Below are 16,963 nucleotides of genomic sequence, written 5' to 3' on the forward strand. Positions count from 1 at the left end.
TCAAAAAAGCGCCATCTTATAGTGATGGCGCTTTTTGTATGATTTAAAAGGTTCCTTTGGCATTTTCTAAAGAATAGCTTTGCACAAAATCTGCCTGTAAGGCCAGTCGTTTGGAGCCTTTTTCTGCACAAGTAATCAAGGTTAACGTCGTCTGGTTGGGGATATCGTCCAAGATGAAAACATCGGTTGCTGCAATAATTTTTTTAGTCGTTAATTTATACTCGTAGACATTACTCATGTCTGTAACATAAATGATATCGCCAATTTGCGCTTGATAGAGGGGACTGAATAAAATATCTTTCTCTTCAAAATAATGACCTGCCAAAGCATAGTTCCCTTGACCGAGTTGTTGATTAGGCTTCATTGTACCTGCTCCAATAGCAAGAACAGCATTGCCTACCCCCTTCAAAATGGGAAGTTGCATATGGACACTAGGTACGGCGATACTGCCAATAACGGGCATTTTACTAGCCTTTATTTGGGCTTGGAGAACCTCGGCGATGGACAGTGATTGCACAGCTTCGAACTCAAAATCTGCATCAAGCTGGTTGTTCTTTTTGATATCGTCTGTGCTGTATTCAACTGCATTTAATTTGTCACTCATCCGTGCGATCATCTTATTTTGAATAGGTGTGATAAATATTAGTAACAGGCCGATGATAAGCACGCATAGGAGTAAGGTCAGTTTAAGTTTATTCATTTTCATTAATCACATCACATCCTAGCCATAATTATGTAATACCGAAAAGTTTAAAAATGGGTAGAGCATTAGGTGGCTCTACCCAAGTTCAATTTATTTATCACTTAAACGAACGCCTGCAACGCCGTAATGGTTTTTAGACATTTCTTCAATAAAAACTGTTACATTTTCTGCAGGTGCATTCACTGTGCGAGAAACGGCTTCTGTAACTTCTTTTACAAGGGCACGTTTTTGTTCCTCTGTACGACCTTCAAGCATTTTAACTGTTACGTATGGCATAATATTGCCTCCTTTATAGAATAATGTTGTATAGTTAGTTTATAAGAAAGTAGTATAAACTTCTTACTTGCATTGAGGCATACGTGCCAGGTTAATTGTGGCTATATGCTTCCTTATATAATAGCAGAATGGAGGGTATTTAAGTATGGCAAACGAAGAAAAACCAAAACAAAAAATGGGCTTTACTATTATAAAAAATGATCCAACCGATGGACATAAGGGGTTTGGGATTGGCTCGCTTTCATTAGAAAATGTATCGCCAGTCATTATAGATATCGAAGAGGGTACAGCATCTGTTGAGATTGGTGCTATGCATGCGCGTAGCGATGTGGAACGCGGAATTAAATTTACAACGGATCGTGCTGATTCAGAGGGTGGAAAGCCATATTGGCTAGTATGGGTGACAATCGATCATAAAGAGGATGGACCTTACTATGCTGGTATAACAGCTTGTGAAATGGTAGTTAACCGTGAAAAACGCCGTGGCTATAAAATTTTGGCTGATCATGTGAATAAAATGGATAAATCCATGAAGCGTCATATTATCGTAGAGCATATGGATATACCGTCTAAAAAAGTGTTAGCTACTTTCCTAGAACAACTTAATCCAGACCTGTGGGAGCGAAGTAGCGAGCAATTGCGTCAAGACTTATTTGTCGAATAGACCTTTAATGATTGAACAAACTGTGACATTTTGCAATCGTTTTCGATATTAGGTTGAAAGTGAGTTTGAAACAAAGTAAACTTGAGGCAGAGCTTACATTTTAGTAAGCTAGGACACTTGGTTTCGCGAAAGTGATGAGCGCTATGCGGCATTTGAACAACCCAAACCCAAGCCAAATGCCCCATGATGCTCATACTTCGCAAACCATAAAAAGAAAAGCTTTCTGTTCCCACGGACACGTCTCCGGGGAAGAGAAAGCTTTTCTTATTTTTCGTATATCTGTTACTTTGTCGAGAGCCTTCATAGCTAAAAACGTATTAGGTTTAAAAAGGTTTCCTGATTAATGCTGGTTTTTCTTAGTCCTTAAAGATCGAGAATGGAAGCATATTCCAAAATTCTCCCCATGTATTACTGTCAAGAATGTCGAAGTTTGTACATTTTTCAGTTGGTACATCCTTAGATTCCATATATACAAGGCGTTGTTTAGGACAAGCATCGGTCGCTAATTTACCTGTTTCGATATCAATGACAACACCTTCAACACCTTTTGGCTTTTTGAAGTCTTCATTTTTTGTTCCTTTATTTACAGCCTCCATAAAGTCTATCCAAATTTGCTTTGTCGCTGCAGTATCTTCTTTTGTCGTTAGATTTTTCCCTTGGTCATAGCCATTCCAGACTCCAGCAGTTAGACTTGGTGTAAAACCAATGAGCCACTGGTCGCTATTGGTAGACCCTGATTTTGCTGCATAAGTATGGGTCATACGTGAGCGAATGCTTATACCTGTTGCAGGTGAGTAATCGCTGAATACAGGGTCAAAAATACCTGTCATCATTTCCGTTAAGATAAATGCATTCTCTTTGGAAATAGCGGTCTCCGACTTTTTCGTAACACCCTTGTTTTCATAAATCACATCTCCATTAGCATTTTTTATGGATACAATTGCCGTCGGAGTTGTTTGCTGCCCTTGTGATGCTAAAACATTGTAGGCATTTGTCATTTCATATAACGTTGTTTCGATTGTGCCAAGTGCTATTGATAAATTATCCTTTGCACCAATTCCAACATTAAAACGGTTCGCCATATCGTGAAATTCCTTGAAGCCAATGTCCTCTAATGTCTTCACAGCATAAATATTATCTGAAATTGCAATAGCTTGTGCCATAGTCATATCATGATCAGCAAACTGCCCATTCACATTTTTAGGGGCATATGTTCCTCGTCCGTTATCATAAGTAAATGTTGTTTCACCCACATCTAAAAAAGTAAGTGGAGTGTATCCGTTTTCTAAAGCAGCCGCATATAAAATAGGCTTAATAGTAGAACCTGGTTGACGTTTAGCCTGTGTCACACGGTTAAAGGAACTTACTGCATAGTCACGTCCACCTACTAATGCCGTGACAGCACCTGTTTTAGATTCCATGCTAACAAAGGCTGTTTGAAGGTCATTAGCAGGCATGTTTTTTGCCACTGCTTCTTCGGCTGCTTTTTGATGTTCAAGATTCAAGGTCGTTTGAATCGTCCAGCCACCCTCACTAATATCCAGGTTTTTTGATTTTAAAATTTCACTCGCTTCTTGCCAAGCAACATCTAGGAAATAGGGGGCAACAGATTTGGTTGCTACCCAACTATCATTTTTCAAAACAAGTTGTTCATTTTCTGCACGAGTTTTTTCTTCTTGTGAAATGGCTCCTTGATCTGCCATAAGCTTTAAAATAACATGTTGGCGATTTGTAGCCTTGTCCAAATTAGCGATTGGCGAATAGATACTTGGACCCTTTGGTACACCTGTTAACATGGCTGCCTCTGCAAGCGTTAAATCACGAGCAGACTTTCCAAAGTAAAATCGACTGGCTGCTTCAACACCATACATCCCATGACCGTAATAGACTGTATTTAAATAACCCTCTAAAATTTCGTCTTTATCATAAAAAACTTCTAATCTATAAGCATACAGAGCTTCATTTAATTTACGTGTCCAAGATTTCTCATGAGAAAGATAGAGGTTACGTGCATATTGCTGGGTAATTGTACTCGCTCCTTGTACCTTTCCTCCAGCTTTAATATCCACTAAAATCGCACCAGCAATACGTGAATAGTCAAAGCCACCATGTTTATAAAAATCTTTATCTTCAACAGCTACTACTGCTTCTTTTAAATAAGGTGACATCTCTTCGAGGCCAACCCAATAACGTCGTTGATTTGTAAAGTGGTCTCCAATTTGGTTCTCATTTTCATCTAAGAAAATGGAGGCTTTAGGTACGGTTAAAGGCGGTGCACCAGCCACTTGAACATAGATGCGTAGTGCTACAAATGCTACGACAATTGCAGTTGCAAAGGCGACAAAATAAGTAAGTGATTTCCGTGTGCGCTTTACACGCTTTTGCTTTCGATGATAGCTTTTTCGTTTCATCCGACTCTCACCTCGTTTTCTCACAACTTCGAACTTAATGTTAGTATGTGTTCGAACATTCATCTTTAATCGAAATTCTACCTAAAAACTATTGCACTTTATTCAAAAACATCTATACTTTTTTTGTACTACTTGAAACGCTGGCATTCGACAAGAAAATTACGCTTTGTAGATTTTAATCGAATTTTGCTAGACGTTCCAATAATGTATACGAGGATAAAAGGATACAGGTTTCATTACAATCCTGTAAGCCATAATAATGGACTTTAAGATAAGTTGTTTTTCAAAATAATATTTTATTTATAACGGAGGTCTAGCAATGAGATTTGATGAAGCGTATTCAGGAAATGTATTTATAAAAAGTCATCCTACATATAAGGATGCTCAGGCAGTCATTTATGGTATGCCAATGGATTGGACAGTAAGTTATCGTCCAGGTTCACGATTCGGCCCACAACGTATCCGTGAGGTATCAATCGGACTTGAAGAGTACAGCCCATATTTAGATCGTGAGCTTGAAGAAGTAAAGTATTTCGATGCAGGCGATATTCCATTGCCATTTGGAAATGCACAACGTTCATTAGATGAAATTGAAAAATTTATTGAAAAGTTATTAGCTGATGGGAAAATCCCTGTTGGTATGGGGGGCGAACACTTAGTGTCTTGGCCTGTCATGAAAGCAGTATCTGCAAAATACGATGACCTAGCTATCATTCACTTTGATGCTCACACAGATTTACGGGTGGAGTATGAGGGAGAACCACTTTCTCACTCTACACCGATTCGCAAAATTGCCGAACATATCGGGCCAAAAAATGTTTATTCATTTGGTATTCGTTCAGGGATGAAAGAGGAATTTGATTGGGCGAAGGAAAACGGTATGCATATTTCTAAGTTTGAAGTATTGGAGCCGTTAAAGGAAGTTCTACCAACGTTGGCAGGTCGTAATGTTTACGTAACGATCGATATCGACGTGTTAGATCCAGCCCATGCACCGGGCACTGGTACAGTTGATTGCGGTGGTATTACGGCGAAAGAATTACTAGCTTCCATTCATGCCATTGCAGCAAGCGGTGTAAATGTTGTAGGCTTTGATCTAGTGGAAGTAGCACCAATTTATGATACATCTGAAATGACAGCTAACACAGCTTCTAAGTTATTGCGTGAAATGATTTTAGGCTGGGTAAAATAATTTAAATAAACACAATTAGATGGGGGTAGCTATGGCTAGCCCCACTTTTTAATTAGTCGATTTAATAAGAAAAAGGTATTATTTGACTCAATATTCACAATACGAATATAATTTTTATATATAAAAAGGGAAGGAGGAGTATTGTGATTTGGTCTCTTCTCATGAATGATTTATTTATCTTTATGAGCACAATGGAATATTTTTGGCTATTAGCTTCGTTCGTTTTAACCGTTTTCTGTGTTAATTTACAGCTATATTTCGCCAATAAATTAATGGTTCAAGAAATACAAGATGAAGAGATTGAAGTAGATTATGACATCACTAATACTTGGACTCCACCTTTGCTAACGTGGTTCGTTCTATGTATAAGAACGTCAGAAAACAATGAAGAAGAAAGTATGTCTCCTAGTTTTATTTAAACTTTAAAACTAGGAGGAGAATCATTGTTTACTTTTTTAACGCAACCAATCATTTATTTCATTCATTTCATTCATTCTTTTACAGGAAGCTATGCAATTGGTGTCATTAGCATCACGATTGCGGTGAGAGTCATACTTATGCCGCTTTTTATTAAATCGGCCAAGCACCAAAAGCATTCAAAGGAATTAATGACAGTTATTAAACCTGAATTAGATGTACTTACTGCTAAATTGAAGAATAGTAATGATGAGTCAGAAAAAATAACGGTTCAACAAAAAATACAAGAATTAACTTCAGATTCATTGAAAAGCTCATTATTAGGTTGTTTACCAATCATCATTCAATTGCCTGTGTTATTTTCACTGTACTATGCGATTAAGCTAGATACAGTGATTGCCAGTGAAAATTTTCTTTGGATGAATTTGGGCACAGTGGATATCGGGATTTCAATAATTGCTTGTGTCATCTATTTCATGCAAAGTTGGCTCTCGTTAGATAAAAACCAACCAATGAATGTGAAGGTGCTGGTGTTCATCAATCCTATCATGATTCTAATTTTTAGTTTGTTTAATCCAGCGATTATTCCTATATATTGGACTGTGAGTGCTTTATTATTAATGATTCAGCAATTGATTATAAAAAAATGGTATAGATAAATTGCGAAAATCCTCTCTCTTTAGAAGGGAGGATTTTTTATTGCATGAATATCCTTAGTAGTTTCGCCCTGATTGACTTCTATCTTGAAAAAACATTGGTATTCATCCTATAATAAAAAGGTTATAGTAAAAGATTAAAAAGGGAGCGTCCGTTATGGCGAACGAAGTAAGATCGCAAGTAAACATTAAGCTCATTTCTACGATTCGTCCAAGTGATGGAGAATCAGAAAGTTATGAAATGTGGCTCAAAGGGCAGCTACTTGAAAAAGCAGGAAGCTTGTATTTGAAATATGATGAAGTGCAGGAGGATAAAACCATCCGCACGACTATGAAGTTAGGCCATGAGAAGGCACTTATTATGCGTGCTGGAGCGGTCAGTATGCGGTTACCATTGAACATAATTGAACAACAAAAAGGGCATTATGAAGGTGAGTTTGGCTCCATGCCACTCGTTATCGATACGAAGAAAATGTCGTTTACGAACAGGGCAGAAAGCGGAGATTTCCATGTACAGTACGATTTACTAATGGGTGGGCAATCCTTTGGCAATTATACATTAGATATTACATTTACGGAGGTACAATGATGAACGCAGTAGAACAAGTACAACAGGCTATAAAAGCAGCGTTGGCTCAAGCCGTTAAAAAGGCTGGCTTAGTGGAGGCCGACACAGAATTAATGATTCACCTGGAAACACCAAAGGATAAAGCAAATGGTGATTATGCAACAAACATTGCTATGCAGTTAACAAAGCTAGCGAAGAAGCCACCTCGTGCTATTGCAGAAGCTATTTTAGAAAACCTAGATACTGCAGGAACAGATATTGAAAAAATTGATATTGCCGGTCCTGGTTTTATGAATATTACAGTCCGTAAAGATTTCCTGACAGGGGTAGTTACACAGGTGCTTGAGCAAGGTAATGACTATGGTCGTTCAAATGCCGGCGCAGGGGAGAAGATTCAAATAGAGTTTGTTTCGGCTAACCCTACAGGAGATCTTCATTTAGGACATGCACGGGGTGCCTCTGTTGGAGATTCATTATGTAATGTATTAGATATGGCTGGCTACAGTGTCTCTCGCGAGTACTATATTAATGATGCAGGGAACCAAATTAATAATCTGGCTTACTCATTAGAAGCTCGTTATAAGCAGGCACTAGGATTGGATGCTGAAATGCCAGAAGACGGTTATCATGGCCCAGACATTATAGAAATTGCTGGCAAGCTAGCAAAGGAGCATGGTGATGCAATCCTAGCAAAATCAGATGAAGAACGTTTTGCATTCTTCCGTCAGCATGGTTTAGCGTTAGAATTAGACAAATTAAAAACAGACCTAGCAAACTTCCGTGTGAACTTTGATGTCTGGTATTCTGAAACTTCTCTTTATGAAAACGGGAAAATTGAAGTGGCATTAGATAAATTAAAAGCAAATGGTCATGTGTTTGAAGAGGATGGTGCCACTTGGTTCCGCTCAACAACTTTTGGTGATGATAAAGACCGTGTATTAATTAAAAACGATGGTTCATTCACATATTTAACGCCAGATATTGCTTATCATGAAGATAAAATTGTCCGTGGCTTTGATAAATTAATCAATATTTGGGGAGCTGATCATCACGGCTATATTCCACGTATGAAAGCTGCCATTCAAGCACTGGGCTATGATCGCGATACATTGGAAGTAGAAGTAATTCAGATGGTTCAGCTTTATAAAAATGGTGAGAAATTCAAAATGTCTAAACGTACAGGCAATGCGGTAACAATGCGTGAGCTTGTGGAAGAGGTTGGTTTAGATGCTGTTCGTTACTTCTTCGTAAAAACAGCAGGCGATTCTCATATGGACTTTGACCTTGACCTTGCTGTATCGCAATCCAATGAAAATCCAGTGTATTATGCACAATATGCACATGCACGTATTTCATCAATCTTACGCTCAGCCAATGAACAAGGTTTTGCTGCTACAAGTGAAAACCTTACCCTGTTAACAGCTGAGAAAGAAATTGATTTACTGAAAAAGATAGGCGATTTCCCACAAGTGGTTGCTGACGCGGCGAAACACCGTACACCACATCGTATCGCAAACTATATTCAAGAAACGGCTGCTGCTTTCCATAGCTTCTATAATGCAGAAAAAGTATTAGATGCTTCAAACAAAGAGCTAACAGAAGCTCGCTTAGCATTAATTACGGCTGTTCGTACAACAATTGCCAATGCACTTCGTTTAATCGGCGTATCAGCACCAGAAAAAATGTAATAATCAATTTTGGCCCCTAACAGGTAAAATGTTAGGGGCTTTTTTAATGGATAAAAGTGGTTAACACCATTAAAAAATGGCAGATAGATATACAAAAGTTTCGGCTAACCCTGAAATTTCTGCTTCGAACTATATTTTTCTGTTAATTGCGAAAATTTTGTTGAAGTTAACGTTAACGTCAATGGTATACTGATGCCATATAGGAGGGGGGAGACGATTATGAAGACGATTCAGGAGGTGGCTCAGGAGTTCGATGTGTCCACACGCACAATTCGTTATTATGAGGAGCTTGGTCTTCTTTGTCCTCAACGTTCATCTACGAATCAACGAACCTTTTCGAAAAAAGAATTAGCGAAGCTCAAGCTTATTTTAAGAGGGAAGCGTTACGGCTTTTCATTGGAGGAAATCAAGGAGATGGTGTTACTTTTTGACTTTGATCGCTCTGGGATTCAGCAATTGGAGCGAACCGTTGAATACGGAGAGCAAAAAATTCAAGAGATTGATAGTAAAATAGCTGAGCTTACGCAAATGAGAAATGAATTACAACAAATGCATGGCATGTTTAATGAAAAATTAACGACTTTAAGGGGAGAGATGCACGATGAATAGTTCCGATTTATTAGCACGTAATGCCCGTAAGTATCCTAAAAGGGAAGCTGTTATTTGTCATGGTAGAAGAGTGACCTATCATGATTTAGATGAGCAAGTGACCCGTTTTAGTCATGCTTTATTAGAACAGGGTGTAAGGCAGGGAGATAAAGTTCTGATTTTTATGCCTAACGTTGTAGAGTTTGTCGTGAGCTATTTTGCTATTCAGCGAATGGGTGCTATTGTCGTTCCGGTCAATGCTAAGTTTACATTACAAGAAGTAGAGTATGTGGCACAGCATGCTGAGGCAAAAGCAATTATTGCTCATGAAGCCATTTTTGCGGCAGTCCAGCATATTGCCGTAATCCCGTTGAAAATTAAAACAGGGCAGCAAGTAGCGGGCTGGCTTCAGTATGAAACAATGATTCAAAGTGCCTGTGCTCATACGATTGAATGTCAGTTAAACGAGGATGATGCTTCGACTATTTTGTACACATCAGGTACAACTGGGAAACCGAAGGGCGTATTGTTTAGCTATCGAAATATTTTAACGGTTGCGCAAATGATTGCAGTTGAAATGGAGGTCAAGCCTGAAAGCCGTATATTGCTGATGATGCCATTAACCCATTCCGCACCATTACATTTATTCTTAATGGCAGGTGTACTTGTAGGTTCTACAAATGTATTAACACCAACTTTCACGCCAGACTTATTGATGGATTCCATTGAACAGGAAAAAACGACCCATTTTTTTGGAGCACCTGTTGCTTATTTATTAACAGCACAGATGCCAAGATTGCAATCAGCTGATTTGTCCTCTATGAAATGGTGGGTATATGGAGGAGCACCGTTATCCGAAAACGAAGTTCGTTTTATTCAACAGTCATTCCGCACAACTAATTTAACATGTGTTTATGGATTAACAGAGGCGGGGCCAAGTGGATCATTGCTTTTTGGTAAGGAGCATGAAGAAAAGGCTGGGAGTATTGGTCAACGTGCACCTTTAGGTACAGAGATACGTATTGTTAACGACCATGGCGAAGATGTACCAGCAGGAGAAGTAGGGGAAATCGTTTTATTTGGTGAGGGTAATATGCTCGGTTACTACAGAGATGAAGTGGCAACCAATGCGGCATTTATAGGCGGCTGGTTAAAAACAGGGGATCTCGCTCGTATGGATGAAGACGGTTTTATTTGGATTGTTGATCGAAAGAAAGATGTGATTATTTCTGGTGGAGTCAATATTTACCCGAAAGAAATAGAAGATTGCCTTTTAAGCTTTGAGGGGATATTTGAAGCGGCAGTAATTGGTGTTCCACATCCACAATGGGGTGAGACAGTGAAGGCTGTTTATTCGGCTAAACAGGATATTGATGAAGATGCTCTAAAAGATTTTTTAGAGGGGCGGCTTGCTAAGTATAAATTACCACGTATTTTTGAAAAAGTGGAAGCGCTACCACGGAATGCCTCAGGCAAAATTTTAAAGCAATCTTTGAAAGGACAAGAGGTGAGATAGCATGAAAGTTTTACAACAGGAAATAGCACGTACAAGCAATTTCTTTACAGGTGATGAAACGCTTCAGAAAGTGTTGGAAATGATGTTGGATAAAGAATTTTCATCTTATGCGCATCGAGAATTGACGGACTTTGGTGAGCTATGTGCTGATGCTATAGACGTGAGGGCGAAACATACCGATCGACAAGGGGAGCCTCGCCTTCAAAGGTATAATGCCTATGGTGAAGAGGTCTCAGAGGTGTGGGTCAATGACGGCTACAAAAAAACAATTGAAGAGACATATAATACGGGTATTGTTGGTTATGTGCATAAGGATATTCCCCAACTAGGTCACAAGGGGAATTATGTCTATAGCTTTGCGCAAGGTTATTTACTGTCACATGCAGAGCCCGGTTTTTATTGCCCTGTGACATTAACGATGGCCACTGCCTATTTATTAGACCATTATGCAGAGGAAGAAGTTAAGCAGCGTTTCTTACCACATGTTTGTGCAACAGGCGATTTAGAGCTATATGAGGGGGCGACATTTTTAACAGAACGTCAAGGAGGCTCAGATGTTGGTGCAAATGTAGTAGAAGCAAAACTTGTAGGGAATGAGTACCGCCTCTATGGTGAAAAGTATTTCGCGTCTAATGCTGGAATGTGTGGGGTTGCAATGGTGTTGGCACGAATAGATGGTGCACAAGCAGGCTCTAAAGGATTAACTCTATTTGCAGTTCCATGGCGAAATGAAGATGGATCGGTTAACCATCTTCGTATTCGACGACTAAAAGATAAATTAGGTGTGAAAGCCGTTCCATCTGGTGAGGTAGAGTTTGATGGAGCACTCGCCTATGTAGTTGGTGATCCAAATAAAGGGATTTATTATATGTTGGAGGCGCTTAATTTATCAAGAATTTGTAATGCAGTGGCATCCATTGGTATTATGCGCCGTGGCTTCTTGGAGGCGAAGCATTATGTGTCAAATCGATATGCCTTTGGTAAACCTTTAACACAGTACCCTATGATTCAGGATACATTGGGTAAATATGCTGCTAAGCTGCATGTTGAAGTAGCCACGATTTTTGATCTTATTCAATTATACGACAAAGTGACAAGTGGTCAGGGGACAGAACAAGACATCATAATGAATCGTTTATATATTGCCATTATGAAAAAGGAAACGGCAGAGCAGGCAGTTCATTATGCAAGTGAAGCAATTGAGCTACATGGCGGGAATGGCTATATTGAAGACTTTGTAACACCACGCTTACTAAGGGATGCGCAAGTGTTGACTGTATGGGAGGGTACGGCTAATATACTAGCGTTGGAGCTTATTCGCTTAGTGGATAAATACAGAGCACATGAATTGTTTGTTCAAGAGATGAGCGAGCGATTAGAAGTATTAACAGACCATTCATTAGTGAAAATCGTTCAAGAGCAATTAACTAAACTATCGGCAACATTACAAATTTTTAGTGCTCTCGATGAAGCTACAAAAACGTTTGAAGCAAAGGATGTTGCCCAAAAAATGGCTCATTTATATGAAAGTGTCATCGCAGTTGAATGGGCACAAAAATTTGGTGGGAAATATGAAAAACTTGCGGATGTTTATTTAGAGCAAACTTGGTCATTACGACCGATTGGTGCTTCGATGAAAACCGTACAGTATTTTGATGAAATTGTCTAACAGCCTTTGGAGTCGCCTTGATATAGAGGCGACTTCTTTTAATTTCATGTATAATATAATTCAACTGAATATTATAAAGGTTCTTTACTTATGTAAAGTGAAAAGGGAAATCGGTGTAATTCCGATGCGGTCCCGCCACTGTAAGTGTGAGTTTTTTCAAATAATGCCACTGAAAATTTCGGGAAGGCTTGAAAAAACGTAATGAGCACAAGCCAGGAGACCTGCCTTTATAGCATAGACATGACAGCCTACGAGGATAGGATGGTGGATTTTGTATCAGTTTTTTGGTGCGATTTTGACCCCTCATCATTCGAAGATGAGGGGTCTTATTTTGATGGAAGAACACTTCTAACACATGAACGCACAAATCTACGAAGGAGGATTCACATGAAGAAATTTTGGAAAATAGGAGTATCGGCATTTTTAACGATAGGGTTGCTAGCAGCTTGTGGACAAGAGGCGAAAAATGATAAGTCCGCAGCTACAGAGGAGCAAACACAACAAGAAACATCTAAGGTGGAAGAAGCAACATTTCCAATAACTATAACGGATGCTATTGGAAAGGAGATGACTCTAGAGGCCCCTCCTGAGAAAATAGTGTCACTTATTCCAAGTAATACAGAGATATTATTTGGCCTAGGTTTAAAGGATGAAATAGTCGGGGTTACAGACAATGACGATTATCCACCAGAGGTAGCTGAAAAGGATAAGGTTGGTGGCATGGAGTACAATATTGAACAAATTATTGCCTTAAAGCCAGACATCGTTTTTGCACATGAATCTAGCATGTCTCTTTCAGAATCAGCCATTGCACAACTTGAATCGGCGGGCGTGAAAGTATTTGTTGTAAAAAATGCCCAGAATTTTAATGAAACCTATACAACGATTGAACAGCTTGGTCGTGCCACAGGGAAATTACCAGAGGCTGAAAACATCATTGCTGACATGAAGGCGAAAGTAGAAGCAGTACAGGAGAAAGTGAAAGACGTTGAACCTAAGAATGTTTTTGTAGAGGCCTCTGATGAACCTAATATTTATACAGCTGGTCAAGGCACATTTATGAACGCAATGCTGGAGATGATTCATGCAAAAAATGTAGCAGCAGATGGTGATAATTGGTATGAAATTAGTGCAGAACAAATTATCACAAAAAATCCAGATGTCATCGTGGTGACATATAGCTATGTACCTGATATTTTAACAAAAATACCAAAGCGTGCTGGTTTCGATACAATAAATGCAGTGAAAAATAATGCCATTGTGCAAGTAGATGAAAGCACAACAAGCCGTCAAGGACCGCGTTTAGCGGATGGTCTTGAGGAGTTAGCAAAAGCCATCTACCCTGAGGTATTTAAGTGAAAAAAGTAGTAACAGCCTATGTATTAACATGTACGCTTTTTATCATTAGCATTTGGTGTGGCGTAGCTATAGGCTCTGTTCATATTCCGATAGAAGTGCTGTGGAATCAGTCAGTTGATGAAACGGCTGCCAATATCTTTTGGAAAATTCGCTTGCCTCGTGTGCTTTTAGCAGGGCTAGTAGGGGCTGCCCTCGCTATTGCGGGAGCAGCTTTCCAGGGCTTGCTAAAAAATCCGCTAGCAGATCCATATACATTAGGTATTTCATCCGGTGCTTCTGTCGGTGCAGTCATGACAATTTTTTTTAATATTTCGATACCTGTTGTAGGCTTGTATGCCTTACCTACCTTTAGCATGATAGGCGCAATCATTACAATGGTTGTAGTTATGAGCTTTGCTAGAATAGTAGACCGTTCGCTAAAGATGGAAACCCTTATTTTAACGGGCGTTATCTTTAGTTCATTTTTAGGGTCGTTAATCTCGTTAATGATTGCCTTATCGGGAGAGGAGCTACGCCAAGTAATCGGCTGGCTACTGGGTTCTGTATCTATGCGTGGTTGGCCGTATGTTCAAATGATTATCCCATTCGTTATTGTGGGTTCCCTTATGCTGTGGACGCAGAGACGTGAGCTTAATGTTTTATTATATGGGGAAGAAAGAGCGAAGCATTTAGGTGTCAATGTAAAACGTAGTAAGTATTTGATTTTAGTAGGTGGTTCTATGCTGACTGGAGCAGCGGTAGCTGTTTCAGGCACAATTGGCTTTGTAGGGTTGGTTGTACCACATATGACAAGAATGATTTGGGGTTCTGATCACCGTCATTTACTGCCATTATCATTTTTTAATGGTGCAACATTACTTATAATTTGTGATTTAGTCGCAAGAACAATCATCCTGCCAAGGGAACTGCCCATTGGTGTCATTACTGCATTTATTGGAGCGCCTGTTTTTTCCTATATTTTTTATAAACAACGGAGAAGCAAGGGGGTGCGGGCGTGATTTTTGTTGAACATCTATCAGGTGGTTATGAAGACGTACCAATCGTCAAGGATATAAGCTTTACGGTTGAGAAAGGAAAAATTCTTGGCATATTAGGGCCAAATGGTAGTGGGAAATCCACATTATTAAAGGTAATGAGTGGTATTCTACCAGCTGTTGAGGGCACAATTTCTATTGATGGACAAAACATTCTGTCCTACAATGCCCGTGCTTTAGCAAAAAAAATGGCTGTTTTACCACAGCTTCATGCGAATGCTTTCTCAAACAGTGTAAGAGAGACTATTTCGCTTGGACGTTATCCACATCAAACGGGCTTTTTTTCAAGTTGGTCTGAGCAAGATGAACAAGCGGTTCAACATGCAATGCTGCAAACAGGTATAAAACGTTATGAGCATACACCTATGGAATTTTTATCGGGAGGCGAACAGCAAAGAGTTTTTGTTGCACAGGCCCTTGCTCAATCTGCGGAAATTTTACTGCTAGATGAGCCGACAAATCATTTAGACATTGCCCATCAACGTCAAATTTTAGATATGGTTCGGAAGGAAGCAGTCGAGTGTGGATTAACAGTAGTGATGGTATTACATGATATGAATTTAGCCTCTCTCTATTGTGATGAATTATTGCTCATGGAGAGTGGACAAATGAGAGCTTTTGGGGCACCACATGAAGTATTAATTGCTTCACAGATAGAAGAAATTTACCAAGCACGAGTAGCTACTTATGCTCATCCAGAAATTCCTAAACCACAAATTACAATGATGCCTGCTGCAAGCGACCATCAACAGCGAGCTGTAATAAAAAAAGAACATTTTAAAATAACGGAACAATTTATACAACTTCAATCAGAGATTCCTTTAAAAACGGTATCATCTGCTGTCCATAACCCCGGTATAGGATGGCATAATTGCTTGTTAAACCGCTCTGTACCTGGTGACTATGTGATCAGTGATGTAAAAAGAGAAGTTAATGAATTTTTGCAAAAAGGTCATTTTTCACCCACGAATACAGTTGTCATGCTGACGGCAGTGCCAACAGCCCTTGTGGCGATCAATGAATGGGCTGCACCATTTGGCAGTGTAATAGTAGCTGTTACTGCTGGAGTAGGCAATGCAGTAGATGTATCCCGTGTGCATGAAAGGCAAGATCAGCCATATATTGGTACTATTAACACATGGGTAATTATAAATGGCTGTTTATCAGAGGAAGCATTTTTTCAAGCTATGATGACAGCTACGGAGGCGAAAACGAAGGCTCTGCAATCAGAAAATATTCGTGATGAGCGTAGTGGAACTATTGCTACTGGTACTGCTACAGATAGTCTTTTAATTGCTGCAACTCAAAAAGGAAAAGAAATGTTATATGGTGGCCCCATTACGGAGGTTGGTAAAATGATTGCAAAGGGTGTTTTTGAAACTACAGTTCAGGCTATCAGAAATTATAAAAATGAATTTTAGGAGATGAGCGAAATGAAGCTTTACACAAAAACAGGGGATACGGGTAAAACAAGTCTTATCGGAGGACGCGTTGATAAAGATAGTTTGCGTGTTGAAACGTATGGGGCGATTGATGAATTAAATTCTTTTATTGGTAAAGCAGTAAGTGAATTAGACCAAGCACTTTTCAAAGATATTTTAACAGACCTAGAAACCATTCAACATGAGCTGTTCGATGCTGGTGGTGATCTGGCAAACGTGATGAAAGAACGACATTATAAGCTTACAGAGCAACCAATTGAAGTGCTAGAGGCTCGTATTGATGCACTATCAGATGAAGCGCCACCATTACAACGTTTTATTTTACCAGGAGGGGCCCCAGCAGCTGCGACTTTACACATTGCACGTACGGTTGCTCGTCGAGCAGAGCGTGAAATGGTCACACTTATGAAAGAAGTTGAAGATGTGCCGAAAGTTGTACAAAAATATTTAAATCGATTATCAGATTATTTATTTGCGGCTGCACGTGTTGTAAATGCTCGATTACAGGTTGCGGATGTTGAATATATTCGCAGTGGTAACGTCTTTAAAAACTAAAATATAGTTTTCTACAGAAAGTAAAAAAATGCTACTTTGAAAAAATTCAGGGTGGCTTTTTTTCTTGTAAAATGTAAGAATATAAAATTATCAGAAATATTTCCGTTTTATGTTGACTGAATGCTCACTCATTTATTAGAATAGGAATATAATATCGAAATGATGAACATTTTCGTATGAGCTAGCAAATTTATCACAAAGAGAGAAAAATTACGACAAACAAGG

16 protein-coding genes and 1 riboswitch are annotated in these 16,963 nt (G+C 39.1%); of the genes, 13 read left to right on the forward strand and 3 right to left on the reverse strand.

Going from position 1 to position 16,963, the window contains the following annotated elements:
• Positions 1–43: 43 nt before the first annotated feature.
• Positions 44–604, reverse strand: coding sequence for a class A sortase (locus ACP3VS_RS13750; RefSeq protein WP_232900810.1), 561 nt, complete (start codon positions 602–604; stop codon positions 44–46).
• A 189-nt stretch (positions 605–793) separates the two neighbouring features.
• The gene (locus ACP3VS_RS13755) at positions 794–979 is read right to left on the reverse strand and encodes a 2-hydroxymuconate tautomerase (RefSeq protein ID WP_012292709.1); all 186 of its coding nucleotides are present in this window, start codon (positions 977–979) and stop codon (positions 794–796) included.
• Positions 980–1,124: 145 nt separating this feature from the next.
• On the opposite strand from ACP3VS_RS13755, the gene ACP3VS_RS13760 reads away from it, so the two are divergent.
• Entirely contained in the window at positions 1,125–1,643 is a 519-nt protein-coding gene (locus ACP3VS_RS13760) for a YwhD family protein (protein ID WP_012292710.1), read from the forward strand.
• Positions 1,644–1,999: 356 nt separating this feature from the next.
• Here ACP3VS_RS13760 and ACP3VS_RS13765 read toward each other — a convergent pair whose 3' ends face one another.
• Positions 2,000–4,054, reverse strand: coding sequence for a transglycosylase domain-containing protein (locus ACP3VS_RS13765; protein WP_036218165.1), 2,055 nt, complete (start codon positions 4,052–4,054; stop codon positions 2,000–2,002).
• A gap of 319 nt (positions 4,055–4,373) precedes the next feature.
• Between ACP3VS_RS13765 and speB the strand changes: the two genes are divergently transcribed.
• The 12 genes from speB (at position 4,374) to ACP3VS_RS13825 (ending at position 16,738) form a co-directional block, all read left to right on the forward strand.
• Entirely contained in the window at positions 4,374–5,246 is an 873-nt protein-coding gene (gene speB, locus ACP3VS_RS13770) for an agmatinase (RefSeq protein WP_012292712.1), read from the forward strand.
• 143 nt (positions 5,247–5,389) lie between these two features.
• Positions 5,390–5,665, forward strand: coding sequence for a hypothetical protein (locus ACP3VS_RS13775; protein ID WP_031418464.1), 276 nt, complete (start codon positions 5,390–5,392; stop codon positions 5,663–5,665).
• A 24-nt stretch (positions 5,666–5,689) separates the two neighbouring features.
• Positions 5,690–6,322 (forward strand): membrane protein insertase YidC, encoded by a 633-nt coding sequence (gene yidC / locus ACP3VS_RS13780; protein WP_012292714.1) that lies wholly within the window; start codon positions 5,690–5,692, stop codon positions 6,320–6,322.
• A 154-nt stretch (positions 6,323–6,476) separates the two neighbouring features.
• Positions 6,477–6,908 (forward strand): DUF1934 domain-containing protein, encoded by a 432-nt coding sequence (locus ACP3VS_RS13785; protein WP_332292611.1) that lies wholly within the window; start codon positions 6,477–6,479, stop codon positions 6,906–6,908.
• Complete coding sequence (gene argS, locus ACP3VS_RS13790; RefSeq protein WP_031418468.1) at positions 6,908–8,575, forward strand: arginine--tRNA ligase; 1,668 nt, start codon at positions 6,908–6,910, stop codon at positions 8,573–8,575. Before ACP3VS_RS13785 ends, argS begins: the two co-directional genes overlap by 1 nt.
• 219 nt (positions 8,576–8,794) lie before the next feature.
• Positions 8,795–9,184, forward strand: coding sequence for a MerR family transcriptional regulator (locus ACP3VS_RS13795; RefSeq protein ID WP_031418470.1), 390 nt, complete (start codon positions 8,795–8,797; stop codon positions 9,182–9,184).
• The gene (locus ACP3VS_RS13800; protein ID WP_036166851.1) at positions 9,177–10,679 is read left to right on the forward strand and encodes a class I adenylate-forming enzyme family protein; all 1,503 of its coding nucleotides are present in this window, start codon (positions 9,177–9,179) and stop codon (positions 10,677–10,679) included. The genes ACP3VS_RS13795 and ACP3VS_RS13800 overlap by 8 nt, the downstream gene beginning before the upstream one ends.
• Position 10,680: 1 nt before the next feature.
• Positions 10,681–12,348: an acyl-CoA dehydrogenase family protein gene (locus tag ACP3VS_RS13805; protein WP_012292719.1), complete on the forward strand. Its 1,668-nt coding sequence runs from the start codon at positions 10,681–10,683 to the stop codon at positions 12,346–12,348.
• Between the two features lie 60 nt (positions 12,349–12,408).
• Positions 12,409–12,591, forward strand: a riboswitch (cobalamin riboswitch).
• Positions 12,592–12,735: 144 nt separating this feature from the next.
• Positions 12,736–13,707: an ABC transporter substrate-binding protein gene (locus ACP3VS_RS13810; RefSeq protein ID WP_031418474.1), complete on the forward strand. Its 972-nt coding sequence runs from the start codon at positions 12,736–12,738 to the stop codon at positions 13,705–13,707.
• Positions 13,704–14,705, forward strand: coding sequence for a FecCD family ABC transporter permease (locus ACP3VS_RS13815; RefSeq protein WP_031418476.1), 1,002 nt, complete (start codon positions 13,704–13,706; stop codon positions 14,703–14,705). The genes ACP3VS_RS13810 and ACP3VS_RS13815 overlap by 4 nt, the downstream gene beginning before the upstream one ends.
• Complete coding sequence (locus ACP3VS_RS13820; RefSeq protein WP_426388960.1) at positions 14,702–16,162, forward strand: adenosylcobinamide amidohydrolase; 1,461 nt, start codon at positions 14,702–14,704, stop codon at positions 16,160–16,162. The genes ACP3VS_RS13815 and ACP3VS_RS13820 overlap by 4 nt, the downstream gene beginning before the upstream one ends.
• 12 nt (positions 16,163–16,174) lie before the next feature.
• On the forward strand, positions 16,175–16,738 hold the full coding sequence (locus ACP3VS_RS13825; RefSeq protein ID WP_031418478.1) for a cob(I)yrinic acid a,c-diamide adenosyltransferase: 564 nt from the start codon (positions 16,175–16,177) through the stop codon (positions 16,736–16,738).
• Positions 16,739–16,963 lie beyond the last annotated feature (225 nt).

The sequence above is a fragment of the Lysinibacillus sp. VIII_CA genome (assembly GCF_049943995.1).
GTDB lineage: Bacteria > Bacillota > Bacilli > Bacillales_A > Planococcaceae > Lysinibacillus > Lysinibacillus pinottii.

Bases quoted from the DNA above. Each gene is read 5' to 3' on its own strand.
- speB (WP_012292712.1), top strand. From the start codon at position 4,374: ATGAGATTTGATGAAGCGTATTCAGGAAATGTATTTATAAAAAGTCAT.
- ACP3VS_RS13760 (WP_012292710.1), top strand. From the start codon at position 1,125: ATGGCAAACGAAGAAAAACCAAAACAAAAAATGGGCTTTACTATTATA.
- ACP3VS_RS13750 (WP_232900810.1), bottom strand. From the start codon at position 604: ATGAGTGACAAATTAAATGCAGTTGAATACAGCACAGACGATATCAAA.
- ACP3VS_RS13765 (WP_036218165.1), bottom strand. From the start codon at position 4,054: ATGAAACGAAAAAGCTATCATCGAAAGCAAAAGCGTGTAAAGCGCACA.
- ACP3VS_RS13805 (WP_012292719.1), top strand. From the start codon at position 10,681: ATGAAAGTTTTACAACAGGAAATAGCACGTACAAGCAATTTCTTTACA.
- ACP3VS_RS13795 (WP_031418470.1), top strand. From the start codon at position 8,795: ATGAAGACGATTCAGGAGGTGGCTCAGGAGTTCGATGTGTCCACACGC.
- ACP3VS_RS13755 (WP_012292709.1), bottom strand. From the start codon at position 979: ATGCCATACGTAACAGTTAAAATGCTTGAAGGTCGTACAGAGGAACAA.
- ACP3VS_RS13800 (WP_036166851.1), top strand. From the start codon at position 9,177: ATGAATAGTTCCGATTTATTAGCACGTAATGCCCGTAAGTATCCTAAA.
- ACP3VS_RS13810 (WP_031418474.1), top strand. From the start codon at position 12,736: ATGAAGAAATTTTGGAAAATAGGAGTATCGGCATTTTTAACGATAGGG.
- argS (WP_031418468.1), top strand. From the start codon at position 6,908: ATGAACGCAGTAGAACAAGTACAACAGGCTATAAAAGCAGCGTTGGCT.
- ACP3VS_RS13785 (WP_332292611.1), top strand. From the start codon at position 6,477: ATGGCGAACGAAGTAAGATCGCAAGTAAACATTAAGCTCATTTCTACG.
- ACP3VS_RS13825 (WP_031418478.1), top strand. From the start codon at position 16,175: ATGAAGCTTTACACAAAAACAGGGGATACGGGTAAAACAAGTCTTATC.